Origin of the sequence: Pectobacterium carotovorum, assembly GCF_033898505.1 — a bacterium.
In the GTDB taxonomy this organism is placed as follows: Bacteria; Pseudomonadota; Gammaproteobacteria; order Enterobacterales; family Enterobacteriaceae; genus Pectobacterium; species Pectobacterium carotovorum_J.
Genome location: NZ_JAXAFK010000004.1, coordinates 23,824 through 40,468, shown reverse-complemented (window position 1 = coordinate 40,468; position 16,645 = coordinate 23,824). Strand labels below are relative to the sequence as shown.

16 protein-coding genes are annotated in these 16,645 nt (G+C 54.4%); 3 read left to right on the top strand and 13 right to left on the bottom strand.

Going from position 1 to position 16,645, the window contains the following annotated elements; genetic code table 11:
- Positions 1 to 34: 34 nt before the first annotated feature.
- Together tpiA and R9X49_RS17325 are read right to left on the bottom strand one after the other, a co-directional pair.
- The gene (tpiA, locus tag R9X49_RS17330; RefSeq protein WP_319849606.1) at positions 35 to 802 is read right to left on the bottom strand and encodes a triose-phosphate isomerase; all 768 of its coding nucleotides are present in this window, start codon (positions 800 to 802) and stop codon (positions 35 to 37) included.
- Positions 803 to 982: 180 nt separating this feature from the next.
- Positions 983 to 1,582 (bottom strand): YiiQ family protein, encoded by a 600-nt coding sequence (locus R9X49_RS17325; RefSeq protein WP_319849605.1) that lies wholly within the window; start codon positions 1,580 to 1,582, stop codon positions 983 to 985.
- A gap of 237 nt (positions 1,583 to 1,819) precedes the next feature.
- Between R9X49_RS17325 and R9X49_RS17320 the strand changes: the two genes are divergently transcribed.
- A complete protein-coding gene (locus R9X49_RS17320) occupies positions 1,820 to 2,242 on the top strand; it encodes a DUF805 domain-containing protein (RefSeq protein ID WP_319849604.1) in 423 nt (140 codons plus the stop codon).
- A gap of 17 nt (positions 2,243 to 2,259) precedes the next feature.
- On the opposite strand, the gene fpr is transcribed toward R9X49_RS17320, so the two are convergent.
- From fpr to R9X49_RS17300, 4 genes are all read right to left on the bottom strand, one after another.
- Positions 2,260 to 3,006 (bottom strand): ferredoxin--NADP(+) reductase, encoded by a 747-nt coding sequence (fpr, locus tag R9X49_RS17315; protein WP_319849603.1) that lies wholly within the window; start codon positions 3,004 to 3,006, stop codon positions 2,260 to 2,262.
- A gap of 174 nt (positions 3,007 to 3,180) precedes the next feature.
- Positions 3,181 to 4,191, bottom strand: coding sequence for a class II fructose-bisphosphatase (gene glpX, locus R9X49_RS17310; RefSeq protein WP_319849602.1), 1,011 nt, complete (start codon positions 4,189 to 4,191; stop codon positions 3,181 to 3,183).
- Between the two features lie 325 nt (positions 4,192 to 4,516).
- Complete coding sequence (glpK, locus tag R9X49_RS17305; protein WP_319849600.1) at positions 4,517 to 6,028, bottom strand: glycerol kinase GlpK; 1,512 nt, start codon at positions 6,026 to 6,028, stop codon at positions 4,517 to 4,519.
- A gap of 53 nt (positions 6,029 to 6,081) precedes the next feature.
- The gene (locus tag R9X49_RS17300; RefSeq protein WP_319849599.1) at positions 6,082 to 6,921 is read right to left on the bottom strand and encodes an MIP/aquaporin family protein; all 840 of its coding nucleotides are present in this window, start codon (positions 6,919 to 6,921) and stop codon (positions 6,082 to 6,084) included.
- Between the two features lie 696 nt (positions 6,922 to 7,617).
- Between R9X49_RS17300 and zapB the strand changes: the two genes are divergently transcribed.
- A complete protein-coding gene (gene zapB / locus R9X49_RS17295; RefSeq protein ID WP_010281529.1) occupies positions 7,618 to 7,857 on the top strand; it encodes a septal ring assembly protein ZapB in 240 nt (79 codons plus the stop codon).
- A gap of 117 nt (positions 7,858 to 7,974) precedes the next feature.
- On the opposite strand, the gene rraA is transcribed toward zapB, so the two are convergent.
- From rraA to priA, 7 genes are all read right to left on the bottom strand, one after another.
- Positions 7,975 to 8,460, bottom strand: coding sequence for a ribonuclease E activity regulator RraA (gene rraA / locus R9X49_RS17290; RefSeq protein ID WP_180743875.1), 486 nt, complete (start codon positions 8,458 to 8,460; stop codon positions 7,975 to 7,977).
- A gap of 133 nt (positions 8,461 to 8,593) precedes the next feature.
- A complete protein-coding gene (locus R9X49_RS17285) occupies positions 8,594 to 9,511 on the bottom strand; it encodes a 1,4-dihydroxy-2-naphthoate polyprenyltransferase (RefSeq protein ID WP_319849598.1) in 918 nt (305 codons plus the stop codon).
- A gap of 145 nt (positions 9,512 to 9,656) precedes the next feature.
- Positions 9,657 to 10,988, bottom strand: coding sequence for an HslU--HslV peptidase ATPase subunit (gene hslU / locus R9X49_RS17280; RefSeq protein WP_319849597.1), 1,332 nt, complete (start codon positions 10,986 to 10,988; stop codon positions 9,657 to 9,659).
- A 9-nt stretch (positions 10,989 to 10,997) separates the two neighbouring features.
- Positions 10,998 to 11,528 carry an ATP-dependent protease subunit HslV gene (hslV, locus tag R9X49_RS17275; protein ID WP_005973334.1) on the bottom strand — a complete coding sequence of 177 codons (531 nt, stop codon included), beginning with the start codon at positions 11,526 to 11,528 and terminating at the stop codon, positions 10,998 to 11,000.
- An 83-nt stretch (positions 11,529 to 11,611) separates the two neighbouring features.
- Entirely contained in the window at positions 11,612 to 12,487 is an 876-nt protein-coding gene (gene ftsN / locus R9X49_RS17270) for a cell division protein FtsN (RefSeq protein ID WP_319849596.1), read from the bottom strand.
- 88 nt (positions 12,488 to 12,575) lie between these two features.
- A complete protein-coding gene (cytR, locus tag R9X49_RS17265; protein WP_413775897.1) occupies positions 12,576 to 13,586 on the bottom strand; it encodes a DNA-binding transcriptional regulator CytR in 1,011 nt (336 codons plus the stop codon).
- 321 nt (positions 13,587 to 13,907) lie between these two features.
- Entirely contained in the window at positions 13,908 to 16,106 is a 2,199-nt protein-coding gene (gene priA / locus R9X49_RS17260; RefSeq protein WP_319849594.1) for a primosomal protein N', read from the bottom strand.
- 272 nt (positions 16,107 to 16,378) lie between these two features.
- Here priA and rpmE point away from each other — a divergent pair, with 272 nt between their 5' ends.
- Positions 16,379 to 16,594 (top strand): 50S ribosomal protein L31, encoded by a 216-nt coding sequence (gene rpmE, locus R9X49_RS17255; protein ID WP_012772907.1) that lies wholly within the window; start codon positions 16,379 to 16,381, stop codon positions 16,592 to 16,594.
- Positions 16,595 to 16,645: the final 51 nt, after the last annotated feature.

Genomic DNA, 16,645 nt, shown 5'->3' with positions numbered 1-16,645 from the left:
GACGAACGCGTGTCCGTCCGTTTGCTATAAACGCTTAGCCACGTTTAGCGTCGGCTGCGGCTTTCACGATAACGGCAAAGGCGTCGGCTTTCAGTGAAGCACCGCCAACCAGCGCGCCGTCGATGTCCGGCTGGGTGAACAGCTCGGCAGCATTCGCTGCATTCACAGAACCGCCGTACTGGATGATCACTTGTTCAGCAACCGCGGCATCTTGCTTGGCGATGTGGTCACGGATGAATTTGTGAACGGCCTGCGCCTGCGCAGGGGTCGCGGATTTGCCGGTACCGATAGCCCATACAGGTTCGTAGGCGACAACGGTGTTTTCAAATGCTTTCGCACCCAGCGTGTTCAGCACGGCGTCCAGCTGACGTGCACACACGGCTTCCGTCTGGCCTGCTTCGTTTTCTGCTTCAGTTTCGCCAATGCACAGCACCGGAATCAGGCCTGCGTCTTTCAGCACGCCAAATTTCTTCGCAATGAATTCATCGCTTTCTTTGTGGTAGGTGCGGCGCTCAGAGTGGCCGATGATGATGTATTTCGCACCGATGTCTTTCAGCATGTCGGCAGAAGTTTCACCAGTGAAGGCACCAGACAGGTTCACGTCAACGTTCTGCGCGCCCAGTGCGATGCGGCTGCCAGCCAGTTGATGATTAGCCTGATCGAGGTAGAGAGCAGGTGGTGCAATCGCTACGCCACAGCCGTCAACGGTGCTGAGCTCTTTACGCAGACCCGCGATCAGTTCGTTGACCATGTGAGTGCTGCCGTTCAGCTTCCAGTTACCCATAACTAATGGATGTCGCATCTTTTTTCCTCCAGCCGGAATCGCGAATGAATCAAGGCATTAATAAATAAAAATTTAATAAATCAATGCGTTAGTGAAGCAGTGCATAAATTTTACTGCCATCAGGCAATATGACCTGCCCACAGTATAGAGACGAAATGTGACCGTGGCTCTGTTTTTCGTCATGAATTACCGTGTTGATCACGGTTCAGATAGCGTTAGCTTAATCGGTTCAACAGCAAAAGTTAGCCCTTTTTCGCCATCATCTGCAACAACATAACGCAAGGCACCTTCCGTTTGCGGATAAAAGCGCTTTCCTTTGCCTTTTTCCAGCAGTTCGGTGACTTTTTTCACGCTCTGTTCTTCCGTCAGCGACGGGGCGAACGTGCGTGCCAGCGCAGCCATATAGTCGATGGCCTGCTTACGACGCGCCGTGGTTTCTTGTTCGCTCTGCGGCTGCGGTAGCCAGGTGATTTGCAGCGTTTTGATTTTCCCAGTGCCTTTTTCCAGCGCGGTTGAGGCATAGAGGTGGTCGTTGATTCGGCTGGCGGCGCGGGTCAGCATGCTGGTGATATTACCGGTGTCGACAACCCGAAATTCACCGATCGGCAGCGTTGGGTTGCTCAGGTTGTAACGGGAACGGAACTGCGTGATGGTTTGATCAAAGGTTGGGGCTCCGGCCAGCAGGTAAGGCGCATTGGCTGAGGGTTTAGGCGGGAACGTCGGGTCGGCTGCCGCGTGAGTCTGGTACAGCACCAGCGATGATAAAACCAAAAGTGAAGCGATGCGTTTTCGTGTCATAGGGATTCGGGTCAGCCACTTCAGAAGATGTCCAGGCCAATAACGGCGGAATACGTTTGATTAAAGCGGCATTTGTACGTCGTTGTCAAAAATAGTACGTCGTTGTGAGAAATCGCACGTGGCTGACAAAAATCGCGTAAAGATTGCGGGCAACTGTCTAGGTTGAGGTAAAATCAGCCAGCGTAAAATACAGATTAATTCGGTCAGACAGGCCGACAATTCAGGGCGTTATCGTTAATGACATTACAGCAGTGGTGCTTCTCGTTTAAAGGCCGAGTCGGTCGTCGTGATTTCTGGCTTTGGATGGCTATTTGGGTCGCGCTGATGGCGGTGCTGTTTACGCTATCCGGCCAAAGCTGGCTGGATACGCAATCGACGGCGTTTGGTTTGGTGGTATTACTGTGGCCGACGGCGGCGATTATGGTGAAACGGCTGCACGACCGTAATAAAAGCGGCTGGTGGGCGCTGCTGTTAGTAGTGGCATGGATGCTGGCTTCGGGGAACTGGACGATGTTCTCATCCATTTGGCAGTGGGGAATTGGCCGCTTCCTGCCGATCCTGATTGTTGTGATGACGCTGCTCGACTGCGGCGTTTTCCTCGGAACAAAAGGGGAAAACCGGTTTGGCGTAGAGGCGGAGCCGTTTCGCTTCCGCCGCTAATTAAAATAACCGGCTGTTTACCAATAGTTTTCGGCAGTCATATGACCAGGTCTGCGGCGCAGGTGCTTGGTCATTTGCCGTTCTTCTTTCAGCAACAGCTGGGTGTCGCGCACCATTTGTGGGTTGCCGCACAGCATGACGTGGCTGGTTGCCGCATCCATCGGCAAGCCCACGGCAGCTTCCAGCGAACCGTTGCTGATAAGCTGAGGAATGCGGCCTGTCAGCGAGCCTGTTTCCTCTTGCCGGCTGACTACCGTTTGAATACGCAGCTTGCCGTGGTAGCGCTGCTGTAATTGCTGCATCAGCGGCAGGTAGCTCAGATCGTGTGAGAATCGAGCGGCGTGAACCAGCACGATATTCTTAAAGCGCTCCAGATCCTTACCTTCCTGAAGGATTGACAGATAAGGGCCAATGCCCGTCCCTGTTGCCAGCATCCACAGCGTTTCACAATCAGGAACCTCTTCCAGCACGAAAAAGCCGGCAGCTTCTTTGACGATCATGACTTCTGAGCCGGGCTGCAGCGCATGCAGATGGGGGCTGAGTTTGCCTTCCGGTACGGTGACCAGATAGAACTCAAGCGTGGGATCGCTGGGCGCATTTACGTAGGAATAAGCGCGCTGCACTTTCTCACCCTCAATCTCCAGCGCCAGTTTGCCATACTGCCCGGCAGTGAACGCATCGGCGGGCGCATGAACCCGAATGCTAAACAGACTTTCTGTCCAGTTTTCCACCTGAACTACTTTGCCTGTCACCCATTCAGCCATATTTTTTTGCTCCTGTTATACCGTCATACTTCAAGCTGCATGTACGTTGTTAAAAACAATAACGTTTTGTCCTGCAACTCGAATTATTTAGGGTATCGACGCCACTATTTGTGCGTATAAGATACGCTATTTATTAACAACTGTGAAACAATCAGTCAGCCGGGCAATCACCTGCTACAGCAAAAATTCGTGCAGCGTGCGATCCTTGCGATCCAGATAGTGTGTCGATTTAATTCGGCGGATCGTGCGGGATTTGCCGCGGATCAGCAGCGTTTCCGTGGTGGCCATGTTGCCTTTACGCGCGATCCCGTCCAGTAAATCACCCTTGGTGATGCCGGTCGCGGAGAAAATCACGTTATCGTTACGCGCCATGTCATCAAGCTTGAGAACGCCGCCGGCTTCGATGCCCATTTGTCGGCAGCGTGCCAGCTCATCTTCACCGATACGGCGGTTTTCAGCGCTATCGCCTTTAACCTGATGACGTGCCAGCAAACGCCCTTGCATGTCGCCATCAAGCGCGCGAATCACGGCTGCTGAAATCACACCTTCTGGTGCGCCACCGATGCCGTATAGCACGTCAACTTCGCTGTCTGGCATGCAGGTAAGAATGGATGCGGCCACGTCGCCGTCTGGAATGGCGAACACTTTCACGCCCAACTGCTGCATTTCCGCGATGCAGGCATCGTGGCGCGGTTTAGCCAGTGTAGTCACGGTTAACTGGCTGAGCGGTTTGCCCAGCTTCAGCGCGATATTGCGCAGGTTGTCCGCCAGCGGCAGATTGAGGTCAATCGACCCCTTCGCCTCGGGCCCGACGATCAGCTTTTCCATGTACATGTCTGGTGCGTGCAAAAACGCTCCTTTTTCGCCAACGGCCAGCACGGCTAGCGCATTCGCCTGACCCATTGCCGTCATCCGCGTGCCTTCAATCGGATCGACGGCGATGTCTACGGCATCACCCTTACCAGTGCCGACCTGCTCACCGATGAACAGCATGGGCGCTTCGTCGATTTCCCCTTCGCCGATGACAATCTGACCGTTGATATTGACCTGATTCAGCATGATGCGCATCGCCTGTACGGCGGCATTGTCGGCGGCATTCTTGTCGCCACGACCTAACCACTTATAGCCTGCCAGCGCGGCTGCTTCGGTGACGCGCGAGAACTCAATGGCTAATTCACGTTTCATAAATACCTGTCTATTGTCGATCGGGAAAAGGAGCGGCCTCATGTTAGCCACTTAAGCATGGAATTACTCGCCCAGTTCCTGTGCTCGCCCTGACGGGCTGCCACAAGTGGCATTTAAAATGCGTTTGCATTTTATAGGGGAAACACGGTGATGAGGTTCCCGCAGGGACACCTCGCACTGTGGTCGCCCCGGTATCTCGGTTCTTAAACGAGCAACATTAGGATGTGGGCAAGGATTTTATCACAACGGGGGAGAGTGGCGGTTGAGCGATAGGGAAAAAACGGGCGCGACAGGCGCGCCCGATGTGGATAGATGAGTTGGCGGATTACGCGTCGTGATCTTCCCAGTTACGGGCACGGGCCACGGCTTTCTGCCAGCCGCTGTAGCGGTAGTTACGCTCCACCGTTTCGATGCTGGGGCGGAATTCGCGCTCAATTGTAGCTTTGCTCTTCACTTCGTCCAGATCGTTCCAGAATCCCGTGGCAAGACCCGCCAGGAAAGCTGCACCCAGCGCGGTAGATTCACGCACTTCCGGACGTTCCACACGTGTGCCGAGAATGTCGGACTGGAACTGCATCAGGAAGTTGTTAGCTACCGCACCGCCGTCGACACGCAGCGCTTTCAGGCGCGTATCGGCGTCTGCCTGCATGGCATCCAGTACGTCGCGGGTCTGGAAGGCAATGGATTCCAGCGTCGCGCGAATGATGTGGTTCGCGTTCACGCCGCGGGTCAGACCGAAGATCGCGCCACGAGCATACGGGTCCCAGTAAGGCGCGCCCAAACCGGTGAAAGCCGGTACGACATAGACGCCGTTGGTGTCCTTCACTTTCGTTGCGAAGTATTCGGAGTCCATTGAGTCGCCGATCAGTTTCAGCTCGTCACGCAGCCATTGGATAGAAGCGCCGCCAACGAACACCGAGCCTTCCAGCGCGTAGTTAACTTCGCCGCGTGGGCCGCAGGCGATGGTGGTCAGCAGGCCGTGTTTGGACAGTACCGCTTCTTTACCGGTATTCATCAGCAGGAAGCAGCCGGTGCCATAAGTGTTTTTCGCCTGTCCTGGGTTGACGCAAAGCTGGCCGTACAGCGCCGCCTGCTGGTCGCCCGCGATACCAGCGATAGGAATACGCGTGCCGCCTTTGCCGCCAATGTTGGTCTGGCCGTAAACTTCTGAAGACGCGCGCACTTCTGGCAGCATCTCACGCGGGATATCCAGCGCTTCCAGCATGCGGGTATCCCATTCCAGCGTATGAATATTGAACAGCATGGTGCGGGAAGCGTTGGTGTAATCCGTGACGTGAACACGCCCCTGCGTCATTTTCCAAATCAGCCAGGTATCGATGGTGCCAAACAGCAGTTCGCCGCGCTTAGCGCGTTCACGAGAGCCTTCAACGTGATCCAGAATCCACTTCACCTTGGTGCCGGAGAAGTAGGGGTCAACCACCAGTCCGGTGGTGTTGCGAACGTACTCTTCCAGACCGTCTTTCTTCAGTTTTTCGCAAATTTCAGCGGTACGACGACACTGCCAGACGATGGCGTTATAAATCGGTTTGCCGCTCTCTTTTTCCCAGACGACGGTGGTTTCACGCTGGTTGGTGATACCAATGCCCGCGACTTCATCCGAGCTGATGTCGGCTTTGGCCAGCACTTCGACCAGCGTTGAGCTCTGTGACGCCCAAATCTCCATTGGGTCGTGCTCTACCCAGCCCGCTTTTGGGTAGATCTGGGTGAATTCACGCTGTGAAACGCTAACGATGTTGGCATCATGATCCAGCACGATGGCGCGAGAGCTGGTTGTGCCCTGGTCGAGTGCGACAATGTATTTTTTTTCCGGGTTCATAAATCCAATCCTGTAATGATTAACCGTGAAATAGGATGGTCGTGGCGTTAAGTTTAACGGCTTTCACGACGCGTGGTAGTTTCTGCCTCGGGTTCGCAGACATCACATGGCAGATTACGGCCAATCAGTGCGCGATAACCGAAGGCACCCAGACAGGCACCGATAATCGGGCCGAAGATGGGAACCAGGAAGTAAGGAATTTCGCGTGCGCCAGTGAAGGCCACGTTGCCCCAGCCCGCCAGGAACGCGAACAGTTTAGGACCAAAGTCACGCGCCGGGTTGAGGGCGAAGCCGGTCAGCGGCCCCATGGACGCACCGATGACAGCAATCAGAATACCGATCAACAGGGGAGCGAGCGGCCCGCGTGGGATGCCGTTACCATCGTCGGTCAGCGCCAGAATCAGGCACATCAGGATAGCGGTGATGACGGTTTCAACCAGCAGCGCCTGCATGACGGAAATATGCGGGTTCGGATAGGTTGAGAAAATGCCCGCTAAACTCAGGCTTTCCGTACTGCCGCGCACCATATTGTTGGCTTGTTCAAAATCCACAAACAGATTGTGATACAGACCGTAGACCAGTGCGGCGGCACAAAATGCGCCTGCAATTTGCGCCAAAATGTAAGGTACCACCTTGCGTCCATCGAAACAGGCAAACAGCCACAGGGCGATAGTAACGGCCGGGTTGAGGTGAGCACCGGAAATCGCGGCGGTCAGGTAGATTGCCATCGCAACCCCCAGACCCCAAATGATGCTGATCTCCCACTGTCCGAAGCTGGCTCCCGCCAGTTTCAATGCGGCGACGCAGCCGACACCGAAGAAAATCAGCAGGCCAGTGCCGAGAAATTCGGCGATACACTGGCCTTTTAGCGTTGAACGTTCTGCTTGGCTCATATTTTTTTCCTGCTGGGTAACGTACAGAGTGGTAGGTCTAAGGATACCGCTTAGTGGCATCCCCTGTTTTAAATGTATTTATGATGTGAATTTATCGTTAATGCTCGAAAACGAGAAATATCGAAATTGAAATGTGTGTTGCGCGTCAAAAAAATGAGCGTATTCGCTTATAAAATGACTCGCCGTGGTTTTTCGCACAAGGTTGATAGTAACGCCCAGGTTAAATTTATTAACACTTACCCGTCATACTTCAAACTGTATGTGCGTTGGCTTCCCTTACTCACCCCAGTCACTTACTGGTGTAAGCTCCTGGGGATTCGTGCGATTGCCGCCTTCCTACAATTTGAATTATTTTGGGTAGCATAGGAGTAATGAGGAAGCGAACATGAGTCGTTTTCAACCTATGCCACTCGCTTTTCCGTTTGCGTAGTCTGTTTTTCAGCTCGCGCTGCCCGTTTTTCAGTTTGTACTGATAGTGTTACGTTAGAAAAGCTGCCACACTCGTGTAGTGGGGGATGTGCGCTAGACAGGTGGCGGTTGGCTACATACAATTTCGCTATGGTCTGTCTTGCCAGCCGTCCCGCGGTCAGGATTATGTTTACGGGCGGATGGCGACACCGTTGGGTGTTGGTTGCAGAGTCCGAAAGCCAGCGTTAACCGATCTTTGCCTTGTTGCGATTAAAAGGGGTTTGAAGAATGTCATTTGAAGTGTTTGAAAAGCTGGAAGCGAAAGTTCAGCAGGCGATTGATACCATCACGCTGTTGCAAATGGAAATTGAAGAGCTGAAAGAGCAGAACAACGCGCTGTCGCAGGATGTTCAGGCGGCAGCTGGTTCACGTGAAGCGCTGGTGCGCGAGAACGAACAGTTGAAAGAAGAGCAAGTGGTATGGCAAGAGCGCTTACGCGCGCTGTTAGGCAAAATGGAAGAAGTCTGATAGGACTTGCCGGCTCAGACGAAGGAATTGATTATCGATTGAGCCAAATAAAAAAGGGCGTATACGCCCTTTTTTGTGATGAAGTTGCCGCAATAAAAACGCGGAGATTTAACGATATTATTCAATATCCAGCGGGTCTTCCGCTAAAATAATACCGGTGTTATCGGCATATAAATGGTCACCGGAGAAGAAGGTCACACCACCGAAGTTGACACGAATATCGCTCTCGCCGATGCCTTCGCTACTGGCACCGACCGGAATCGCGGCCATCGCCTGAATACCGATATCCAGCTCAGCCAAATCGTCAACCTGACGCACTGCGCCATAAACGACAATGCCTTCCCATTCGTTTTGCGTCGCCAATCGGGCGATTTCCGCGTTGATCAACGCGCGGCGCACGGAGCCTCCGCCATCGACCAGAAGCACGCGCCCAAGGCCGTTCTCTTCAAGGAGATCGAACAGCAGGCCGTTATCCTCAAAACATTTCACCGTGGTGATTTTGCCACCAAATGAAGTACGCCCGCCAAAGTTAGAGAACAGAGGTTCAACAACATTCACCTCTTCGTGGTAGATATCGCACAGTTCGGAAGTATCGTATTTCATAGGATTAACGTCTGTTTGCCGCCGGAATCATGAGTATATCCCTTTCTGGCGGCTGTTGGCAAAATCATCAAATGTTAACTTGATGCGCATCAGTAAATACGCGCGCTTTTCGCCTGCGCTCACTTCACCCGCACTAACTCAGTATCACGCCAACAGCGAACAGAATGTTGGTCAGCAGCGCGCCTTTCACCGTTTTTTCCAGCATCGGACGCATGCTGAATGCGCTGGTTTCACGCAGCACATAGCGCGCCTGCTTAATCAGCAACGGGAGCGTCAGAATAAAGAGCCAACCTGCCAGACTGTGCAGATAAAACGTTGCAAACAGACCGAGACAAACTGGCGCCAGCAATAGCAACATCGTGTGGTAGAAACGCGCTTTTTCCGCACCGAGGCGTACCGCCAGCGTGTTCTTTCCACTGATGCGATCGTTGTCGATATCGCGCAGGTTGTTGATGTTCAAGACCGCTGTCGCCAACAGACCGCAGGCTGTAGCAGGCAGCATCACGATGCTGTCGAAGTGGCCAGTTTGCAAATAATACGACCCGGCGACGCTGAGCCAGCCGAAAAAGATCAGCACCGAGATATCGCCGAGCCCAATGTAACCGTAGGGCTTGTTACCGACGGTATAGGTGATGGCGGCGAAAATCGCCAGCAGCCCCAGAATCAGGAAACCAAAGATATCCGCGGGCTTTTCACACGCCAGAATCACCAGACTCACGCCGGAAATGATGGTGAGCGTCACCGTCACGATCAGTGCATTGCGCAATTGAGCCAGCGTAATTGCCCCGGTCTGGATGCCGCGCAGCGGCCCGATGCGGTCCTCGGTATCGCTGCCTTTTACCGCATCCCCATAGTCGTTTGCCAGATTGGAAAGGATTTGCAGCAGTCCGGCGGTCAACAACGCCAGTAATGCTACGCCCGGTTTAAAGCTGCTATGCCAGCTCGCAATCGCCGAGCCAGTAACGATGGACGCGAAAGCTAATGGCAACGTTTTTGGACGCAGACTATCCAGCCAGGCTTTGGTTTTGCTGCTATGGGTTGATAAGGTCATGGTGCGCTTCAATTTTTATTGACGATTCAATTGCGTGAATCATCCGTTTATAAACAAGAAAAGTCAGTGATGGCGGCGTCAGAAACAAAAGTGGGAGGCCAACGCCTCCCACTTTATCGTTAATCGTGCGATCCGCGAAAACGGATTATAAGATAAATCGACTCAGATCTTCATCTGCTACTAATTCATCCAGATGATTACGGACGTAATCTGCGTCAATGGTAACGCTTTGACCGTTCATTTCGCTGGCGTCGTAAGAAACGTCTTCGATCAAACGCTCCATCACGGTATGCAGACGGCGCGCGCCGATATTCTCGGTGCTTTCGTTTACCTGCCAGGCGGCTTCGGCAATACGGCGGATGCCATCGGCCGTGAACGAAATATCCACACCTTCTGTCGCCATCAGCGCTTTGTACTGCTCGGTCAGCGAGGCACTAGGTTCTGTCAGGATGCGCTCGAAATCTTCCGTCGTCAGCGCCTGCAATTCCACGCGAATCGGCAGACGTCCCTGCAATTCTGGAATCAGATCGGACGGGCTGGCAACCTGGAACGCGCCGGAGGCGATAAACAGGATGTGGTCGGTTTTGACCATACCGTGCTTGGTGGATACGGTGCAGCCTTCAACCAGCGGCAGCAGGTCGCGCTGAACGCCTTCACGAGAAACATCCGGGCCGGAGCTTTCGCCACGCTTACAGATTTTGTCGATCTCATCGATGAACACGATACCGTGCTGCTCAACGGCTTCAATCGCCTGCTGCTTCAGCTCTTCCGGGTTCACCAATTTGGCAGCTTCTTCTTCTATCAGCAGCTTGAACGCGTCTTTGATTTTGATCTTGCGGGCTTTTTGCTTCTGGCCTGCCAGGTTCTGGAACATGGACTGGAGCTGGTTGGTCATCTCTTCCATGCCCGGCGGTGCCATGATCTCGACGCCAACAGGGGCGGCAGCCAGATCGATCTCGATCTCTTTGTCGTCCAACTGGCCTTCACGCAGTTTCTTGCGGAATGCCTGGCGTGCAGCGGAAGGCTCCTGCGTGCTTTCTGCCTGCCCCCAGTTGTTTTTCGCTGGTGGAATCAGCACGTCCAGAATGCGGTCTTCCGCCATCTCTTCCGCACGGAAGCGGTTTTTTTCGATGGACTGGAGTCGCACCATTTTGATCGCGGAATCCGTCAGATCGCGGATGATGGAGTCAACTTCTTTACCGACATAGCCCACTTCGGTGAATTTGGTGGCTTCCACTTTGATGAACGGCGCATTGGCGAGTTTCGCCAGACGGCGAGCGATTTCGGTTTTACCGACGCCGGTTGGGCCGATCATGAGAATGTTTTTAGGCGTCACTTCATGGCGGAGTGCTTCGTCCAACTGCATACGGCGCCAGCGGTTACGCAGCGCGATGGAAACGGCGCGTTTCGCTTTATGCTGGCCGATGATATAGCTGTCGAGTTCGCTGACTATCTCGCGCGGGGTCATTTCAGACATAGTTGATCCTTACGCCTTGGAGGCTAATTCTTCTATCGTGTGGAACTGGTTGGTGTAGATACAGATGTCGCCCGCAATCCCCAGAGATTTCTCGACGATATCACGCGCACCCAGCTCGGTGTTTTCCAGTAAAGCGCGCGCTGCGGCCTGCGCATAAGGACCGCCGGAGCCAATAGCGATCAGATCGTTTTCAGGCTGCACGACATCGCCATTACCGGTAATGATCAGAGAAGCATTTTCGTCCGCGACGGCCAACAGGGCTTCCAGTTTGCGTAGCATACGGTCGGTACGCCAGTCTTTCGCCAGTTCGACAGCGGCTTTCACCAGATGACCCTGGTGCAATTCCAGCTTGCGTTCAAAAAGCTCAAAAAGGGTGAAGGCATCCGCCGTGCCGCCTGCGAAACCAGCGATGACGCGGTCATGGTAGAGGCGACGTACCTTACGCACGTTGCCTTTCATCACGGTGTTGCCCAGAGTGGCTTGTCCATCACCGCCAATGACCACCTGGCCGTTGCGGCGTACGCTTACAATTGTTGTCACGAGTCAGTCCCCGTTTGAAGAAAAAGATCCCCGCATGATTCGGGGCGCATTGATGTTATAGATGGGGGAAGGCGTGGGGTTTTTCAACCCCCGCTGGCAAGAGGAATACAGTTTGATGCGCCCGCGCTTTTCAGGCGTTGGATCATGCTATCTGCGGCAGCACGGTTGTTATAAGGCCCCAGCATAATACGGTTCCAGCCACCGTTGGAGGTGATACGGCTTTCGATACCCGCAAATGCCAGCTGCGCTCTCACCGATTCGGCAGGATCCATGGTTTTGAAGGAACCACATTGAATCGCCCAGCGTTGCGTTTTTTCGACTTTTGGCGCTTCAGGCTGCTTGACCGGCTGTTGCTTCGGCGCTTCCTGTCTTGGTGTTTCTTGTCTTGGAATGTCTTGCTTTGGAACAACAGGCGTCGTTTGCGTGACCGCAGGCGCCCGCGTAGTGGGCTGTGTCGTCACGACAGGTGGCTGCTGCATCGGTTGTGTCGACGGCTTAATCGTTACCTGAGAGCGCGGAACCTGCGTCTGGTCGTTATACGGCACCTCAGAGAGCTGCGTTGGCTGACGACGCATATCAGACTGCATCTGCTCCAGCAGTTGACGCTGTTCATCCGTCAACTGCACTGGCGACCGAATTTCGCCACCCGCAGAAGGCTCCGTTGGCGTTGTGACGCCCAACTGACGATTTTCCAGCTCTTTGATGTAGCGCCAGCGTTCTTCCGGCTTGGGTGGCAGTCCGTTACCTTTGCCCACGTTTTGATGCGGCAGAACGGGGGACTCATCGGGTTTATTATGGGCGATAAAGTACAGACCGCCCGCGAAGGTGACCAAAACGGCAACAGCCAGTGCGATCATCGTTTTGGATGCGCCTGAAGTCTTGCCTTTTTTTCGGCTATTTGTCGTTTTCCGACGCGTCCCTGATGAACGTCCCCGGCTCACGTAGTCTCTTTGTGCCACTGTCGTTTCGCTGTGAATTTATAGGTAATTAACATAATTAGGGGGTCATGTTACTGAACCCTCAAATATTTGACCAGCACCTGAAGTCTTAAAGCCTGTTACGGGCGTAATTCGGCGCGGCGACGCTGTCGCGTATAACCAGTTCGCTGGACAACAGACGGGAACCGCTTTGTACCGTGTTACCTTGCAACTGCTCTAAGAGTAGCAGCATTGCCTCACGTCCGATCTGATAACGCGGCTGGGCGACAGACGTCAGCGGAGGCCAGCTGTATTTCGCCTGTTCAATATCATCGAAACCGACGACGGAGAGGTCGCGCGGGATATCCAGCCCCATCTTTCTGGCCTGCGCCAGCACGCCCAGCGCCATAAGATCGCTATGACAGAAAATCGCGCTAGGCGGCTGCGGGTGCTGCATCAGCGCAATCAGGCCATTCATCCCGGTTTCGTAGGTGAAATCGCCCCGAAAGATATACTGGTTATCGATGAGAATCCCGTTGCGCCGCAGGGCCTGAATATATCCCTGTAGGCGATATTGGCTCAGGTGCATGTGCTCCGGGCCAGCAATGCAGGCGATGCGCTGATGACCCGCCTGATGCAGATAATGTACGGCTTCAAAGGCGGCGGTCAGGTTATCGATATGCACGGTGGGCAGCGCCAGATCCGGTGAAAACTCATTCGCCATCACCATCGGCGGCAGATTACGCTGCTCTTCCTGACCTGCGTCAAACGGCAGATTAGAGCCGAGTAATAGCATGCCGTCGATCTGCTTGGTAATAATCAGGTCGACGAAGGTTTTTTCTTTCTGATGCTGGTGGGCACAGTCGCCAATCAACACCAGATAGCCGTGTTCGGCTGCCGTTTCCTCGATCCCGCGAAATATTTCAGAGAAATAAGGATCGCAAATATCCGGCACGATCGTCAGGATCGTACGTGATTCGTTACGCTTGAGGTTCCTGTTGAGCGCGTGGGGCGAATAGCCAACGGCGATGACGGCCTGCTCGACCTTCCTGCGGGTGGTCGCAGAGACTTTTTCTGGGTTCATTAACGTTCGGGAGACGGTCGCGGTGGAAACGCCTGCCTCATCCGCCACGTCTTTCATCGTCGCCGTGGTGACGCCTTTCTTCTGCTTCAACGCTTTTCTCCTTGCGTCAGCGTTAACTGGCGCTGACTGTCAGCAGAACGCTCCTGCCTGCTGACTCTCTATGATGACGGGTAACGCTTTTCGGTGCAGTGTGCCGATGGAGTGGCGCTATGCGTCAGTACACGACCAGCCTCAGCATACTGCCTGCGCAGACAGTGATAACAGATTGAACGCAGGTTTTGTTGCTTAATTTGCACAGAAAGTGTGATGAATATCGTGTTCTCGACGCCGCTCGCAAAAAAGGCGTGGCAAAAAACCGAAATGATCTAACAGGAAACGCTAACCGTCCGTAGGGTCGACATCCAGCATCCATTTCACTTTACGTGCCTGCGGCAGCGTGCCGATCAGCGCCATTGAGGTTCTGACCAGTTTTTGTAATAGCGCTCGGGAAGGGTGCTGTAGCAAGAGCTGCCAGCGGAAGCGCCCCGCACGTTTTGGCTGTAAAGCAGGGACTGGCCCCAGTAGCCAGAGTGATTCGTCCCGCAGCGGGCTCGCTTCCAGTAAATTACGCAGTTGCTGGAGGAATAAGGCGGCCTGCTGATTATCGTGATCGTCAGCGCGGAAGAGGATATGGCTGGTAAACGGCGGCAGAAAGACGCTTTTCCGTTCGGTAAGCGCCTGGCTGGCAAAGGCATCGTAGCCCTGTTGCAGCAGCGTTTGTAATAGCGGATGTTCCGGGTGGTGAGTTTGCAGCGCCACTTCGCCTGCCTTGCCTGCACGTCCCGCGCGGCCTGCCACCTGAGTATAGAGCTGGGCAAAACGCTCGGCTGCGCGGAAATCGGCAGAGAACAGCGAACCGTCCACGTCCAGCAGGGCAACCAGCGTCACGTCAGGGAAGTGATGGCCTTTCGCCAACATCTGTGTGCCGATGAGAAGACGTGCGCCACCTTGCCTGACCTGCGAGAGCTGTTGTTCAAGCGCGCCTTTGCGGCTGGTAGTATCGCGGTCGATGCGGGTGATCGGGACATCGGGAAATAGCGGGGCGAGGCTTTGCTCCAGTTGCTCGGTTCCCAGACCGACGGGCACCATATTCGTTGAGCCGCAGCTGGGACACTGTTGTGGCACCGGACGCTGGCTGTCGCAGTGGTGGCAGCGCAACATTTTCTGATGCTGGTGATAGGTATAGTAGTGATCGCAGCGCTGACATTCTGCAATCCAGCCGCACTCGTGGCACATCACCACGGGGGCGAACCCGCGCCGATTAAGAAACAAGATAACCTGATTATCGTTCGTCAGATGGTGGCGAATGCGGGTAATCAGCGGCTGAGATAACCCCGCCGTCAGCGCCAGTCCTTTCAGATCGATAACGTGCTGTTTCGCCAACGCGGCATTACCCGCTCTTTTGGTCAGATTCAAGCGTCGATACTTGCCGATCTGGACGTTATACAGCGTTTCCAGTGCGGGCGTCGCCGTCCCCATCACGATGGGAATATCTTCCTCTCTGGCGCGGAACACCGCCAAATCGCGGGCATGATAGCGCCAGCCTTCCTGCTGTTTATAGGAACTGTCGTGTTCTTCATCGATCACAATCAGCCCCAAACGGGCAAAGGGAGTAAATAATGCCGACCGCGTCCCGATGACGATGGCGGCTTCACCGCTGCGGGCACGTAGCCAGACGGCAAGACGTTCGCTGTCGTTGAGTGCAGAGTGCAGCACATCCACCGGCGCGTTAAAGCGTTCGCGGAAGCGGGCGATGGTTTGCGGCGTCAGGCCAATTTCCGGCACAAGCACCAGCGCTTGCTTGCCCTGCGCCAGTACGTTTTCCAGCACGCTGAGATAGACTTCGGTTTTGCCCGAACCGGTGATACCCGCGAGCAGCCAGGCGGCAAAGTGGTTATCTTCGCTGCGGATCGCACCGACGGCAGTCGCCTGTTCGGTATTCAGACGCAGCCGGTCGGTCGCCAGACTAAAGCTTTGACGCCAGTCACGAAGCGTTTGCTCTGCGGCCTGCAATTCGCACAGCCCTTTGCTGCGCAGCGCCTGCAACGCCGTTTCCGTCAGTCCGATTTCGCTTACCTGATGGCGATAAATCGGTGACTGAAGTAAGGCTGCCAGCGCCTGTTGCTGCTTCACGGCGCGTTTGAGCGTGCTGAGCGGCGTCGCCCGACCCTGTTCGGTGGCAAACCACTGCCAGAGCGGGGCTCGGTGCGCAGGTTTTCCCTGACGCAGGAGGATCGGCAGTGCGTGGAACAGCACTTCGCCAATCGGATAGTGATAATACTCAACGGCCCACAGCAAAATGCGCCACAGGCTGGGCGGAAACAAAGGCTGCTCGTCCAGTACGTCATTCACGGGTTTTAATTGCTCAAGCGGAAGTTCGCTGGTGTCGCTCAGCGCGGTAATAATGCCGATCGCTTTACGGTTACCAAAGGAGACGCTGACGCGCGCGCCGACCTGCGGAGCGATGCCTCCTGCGGGTAGCAAATAATCGAATGTACGTGCCAATGGCACGGGCAAAGCGACCTGAGCGACAGACATAACTTCTCCGTGATAGTCGACGTGATTTGCGTGGCGATCAATGACATAACCGAGCGGTCTGTATCATGCGCGACGCGGGGTGAAAATAACGCAAGGCGCTAGTGTACATGCTGCGAGGGATAATGTGTGGATGCGATTGCATCAGGGTAGCGGATTCTGTATGATCCGCCGCCATTGTGCCGTTTGCATAATGAAACTTACTTATACAACTTTCGTGTGGTGTCTGGCGGAACAGGGCTGGATAGCGACACGGCCTTAACTGAGGTTTCCCCATGAAAAAAGGTATTCACCCGAATTATTCTGCAGTTACTGTAACTTGCTCTTGCGGTAACGTGATCAAAACCCATTCTACCGTGGGTCGTGACCTGAACCTGGACGTTTGTGGCGAATGCCACCCGTTCTACACCGGCAAACAACGTGATGTTGCAACGGGTGGCCGCGTTGACCGCTTCAACAAGCGTTTCTCCGTACCAGGCACTAAAAAATAAGTTTTACTGGTCAATTGGCACTGTCCTTTTTGGCATTGCCCCTTTTGACAT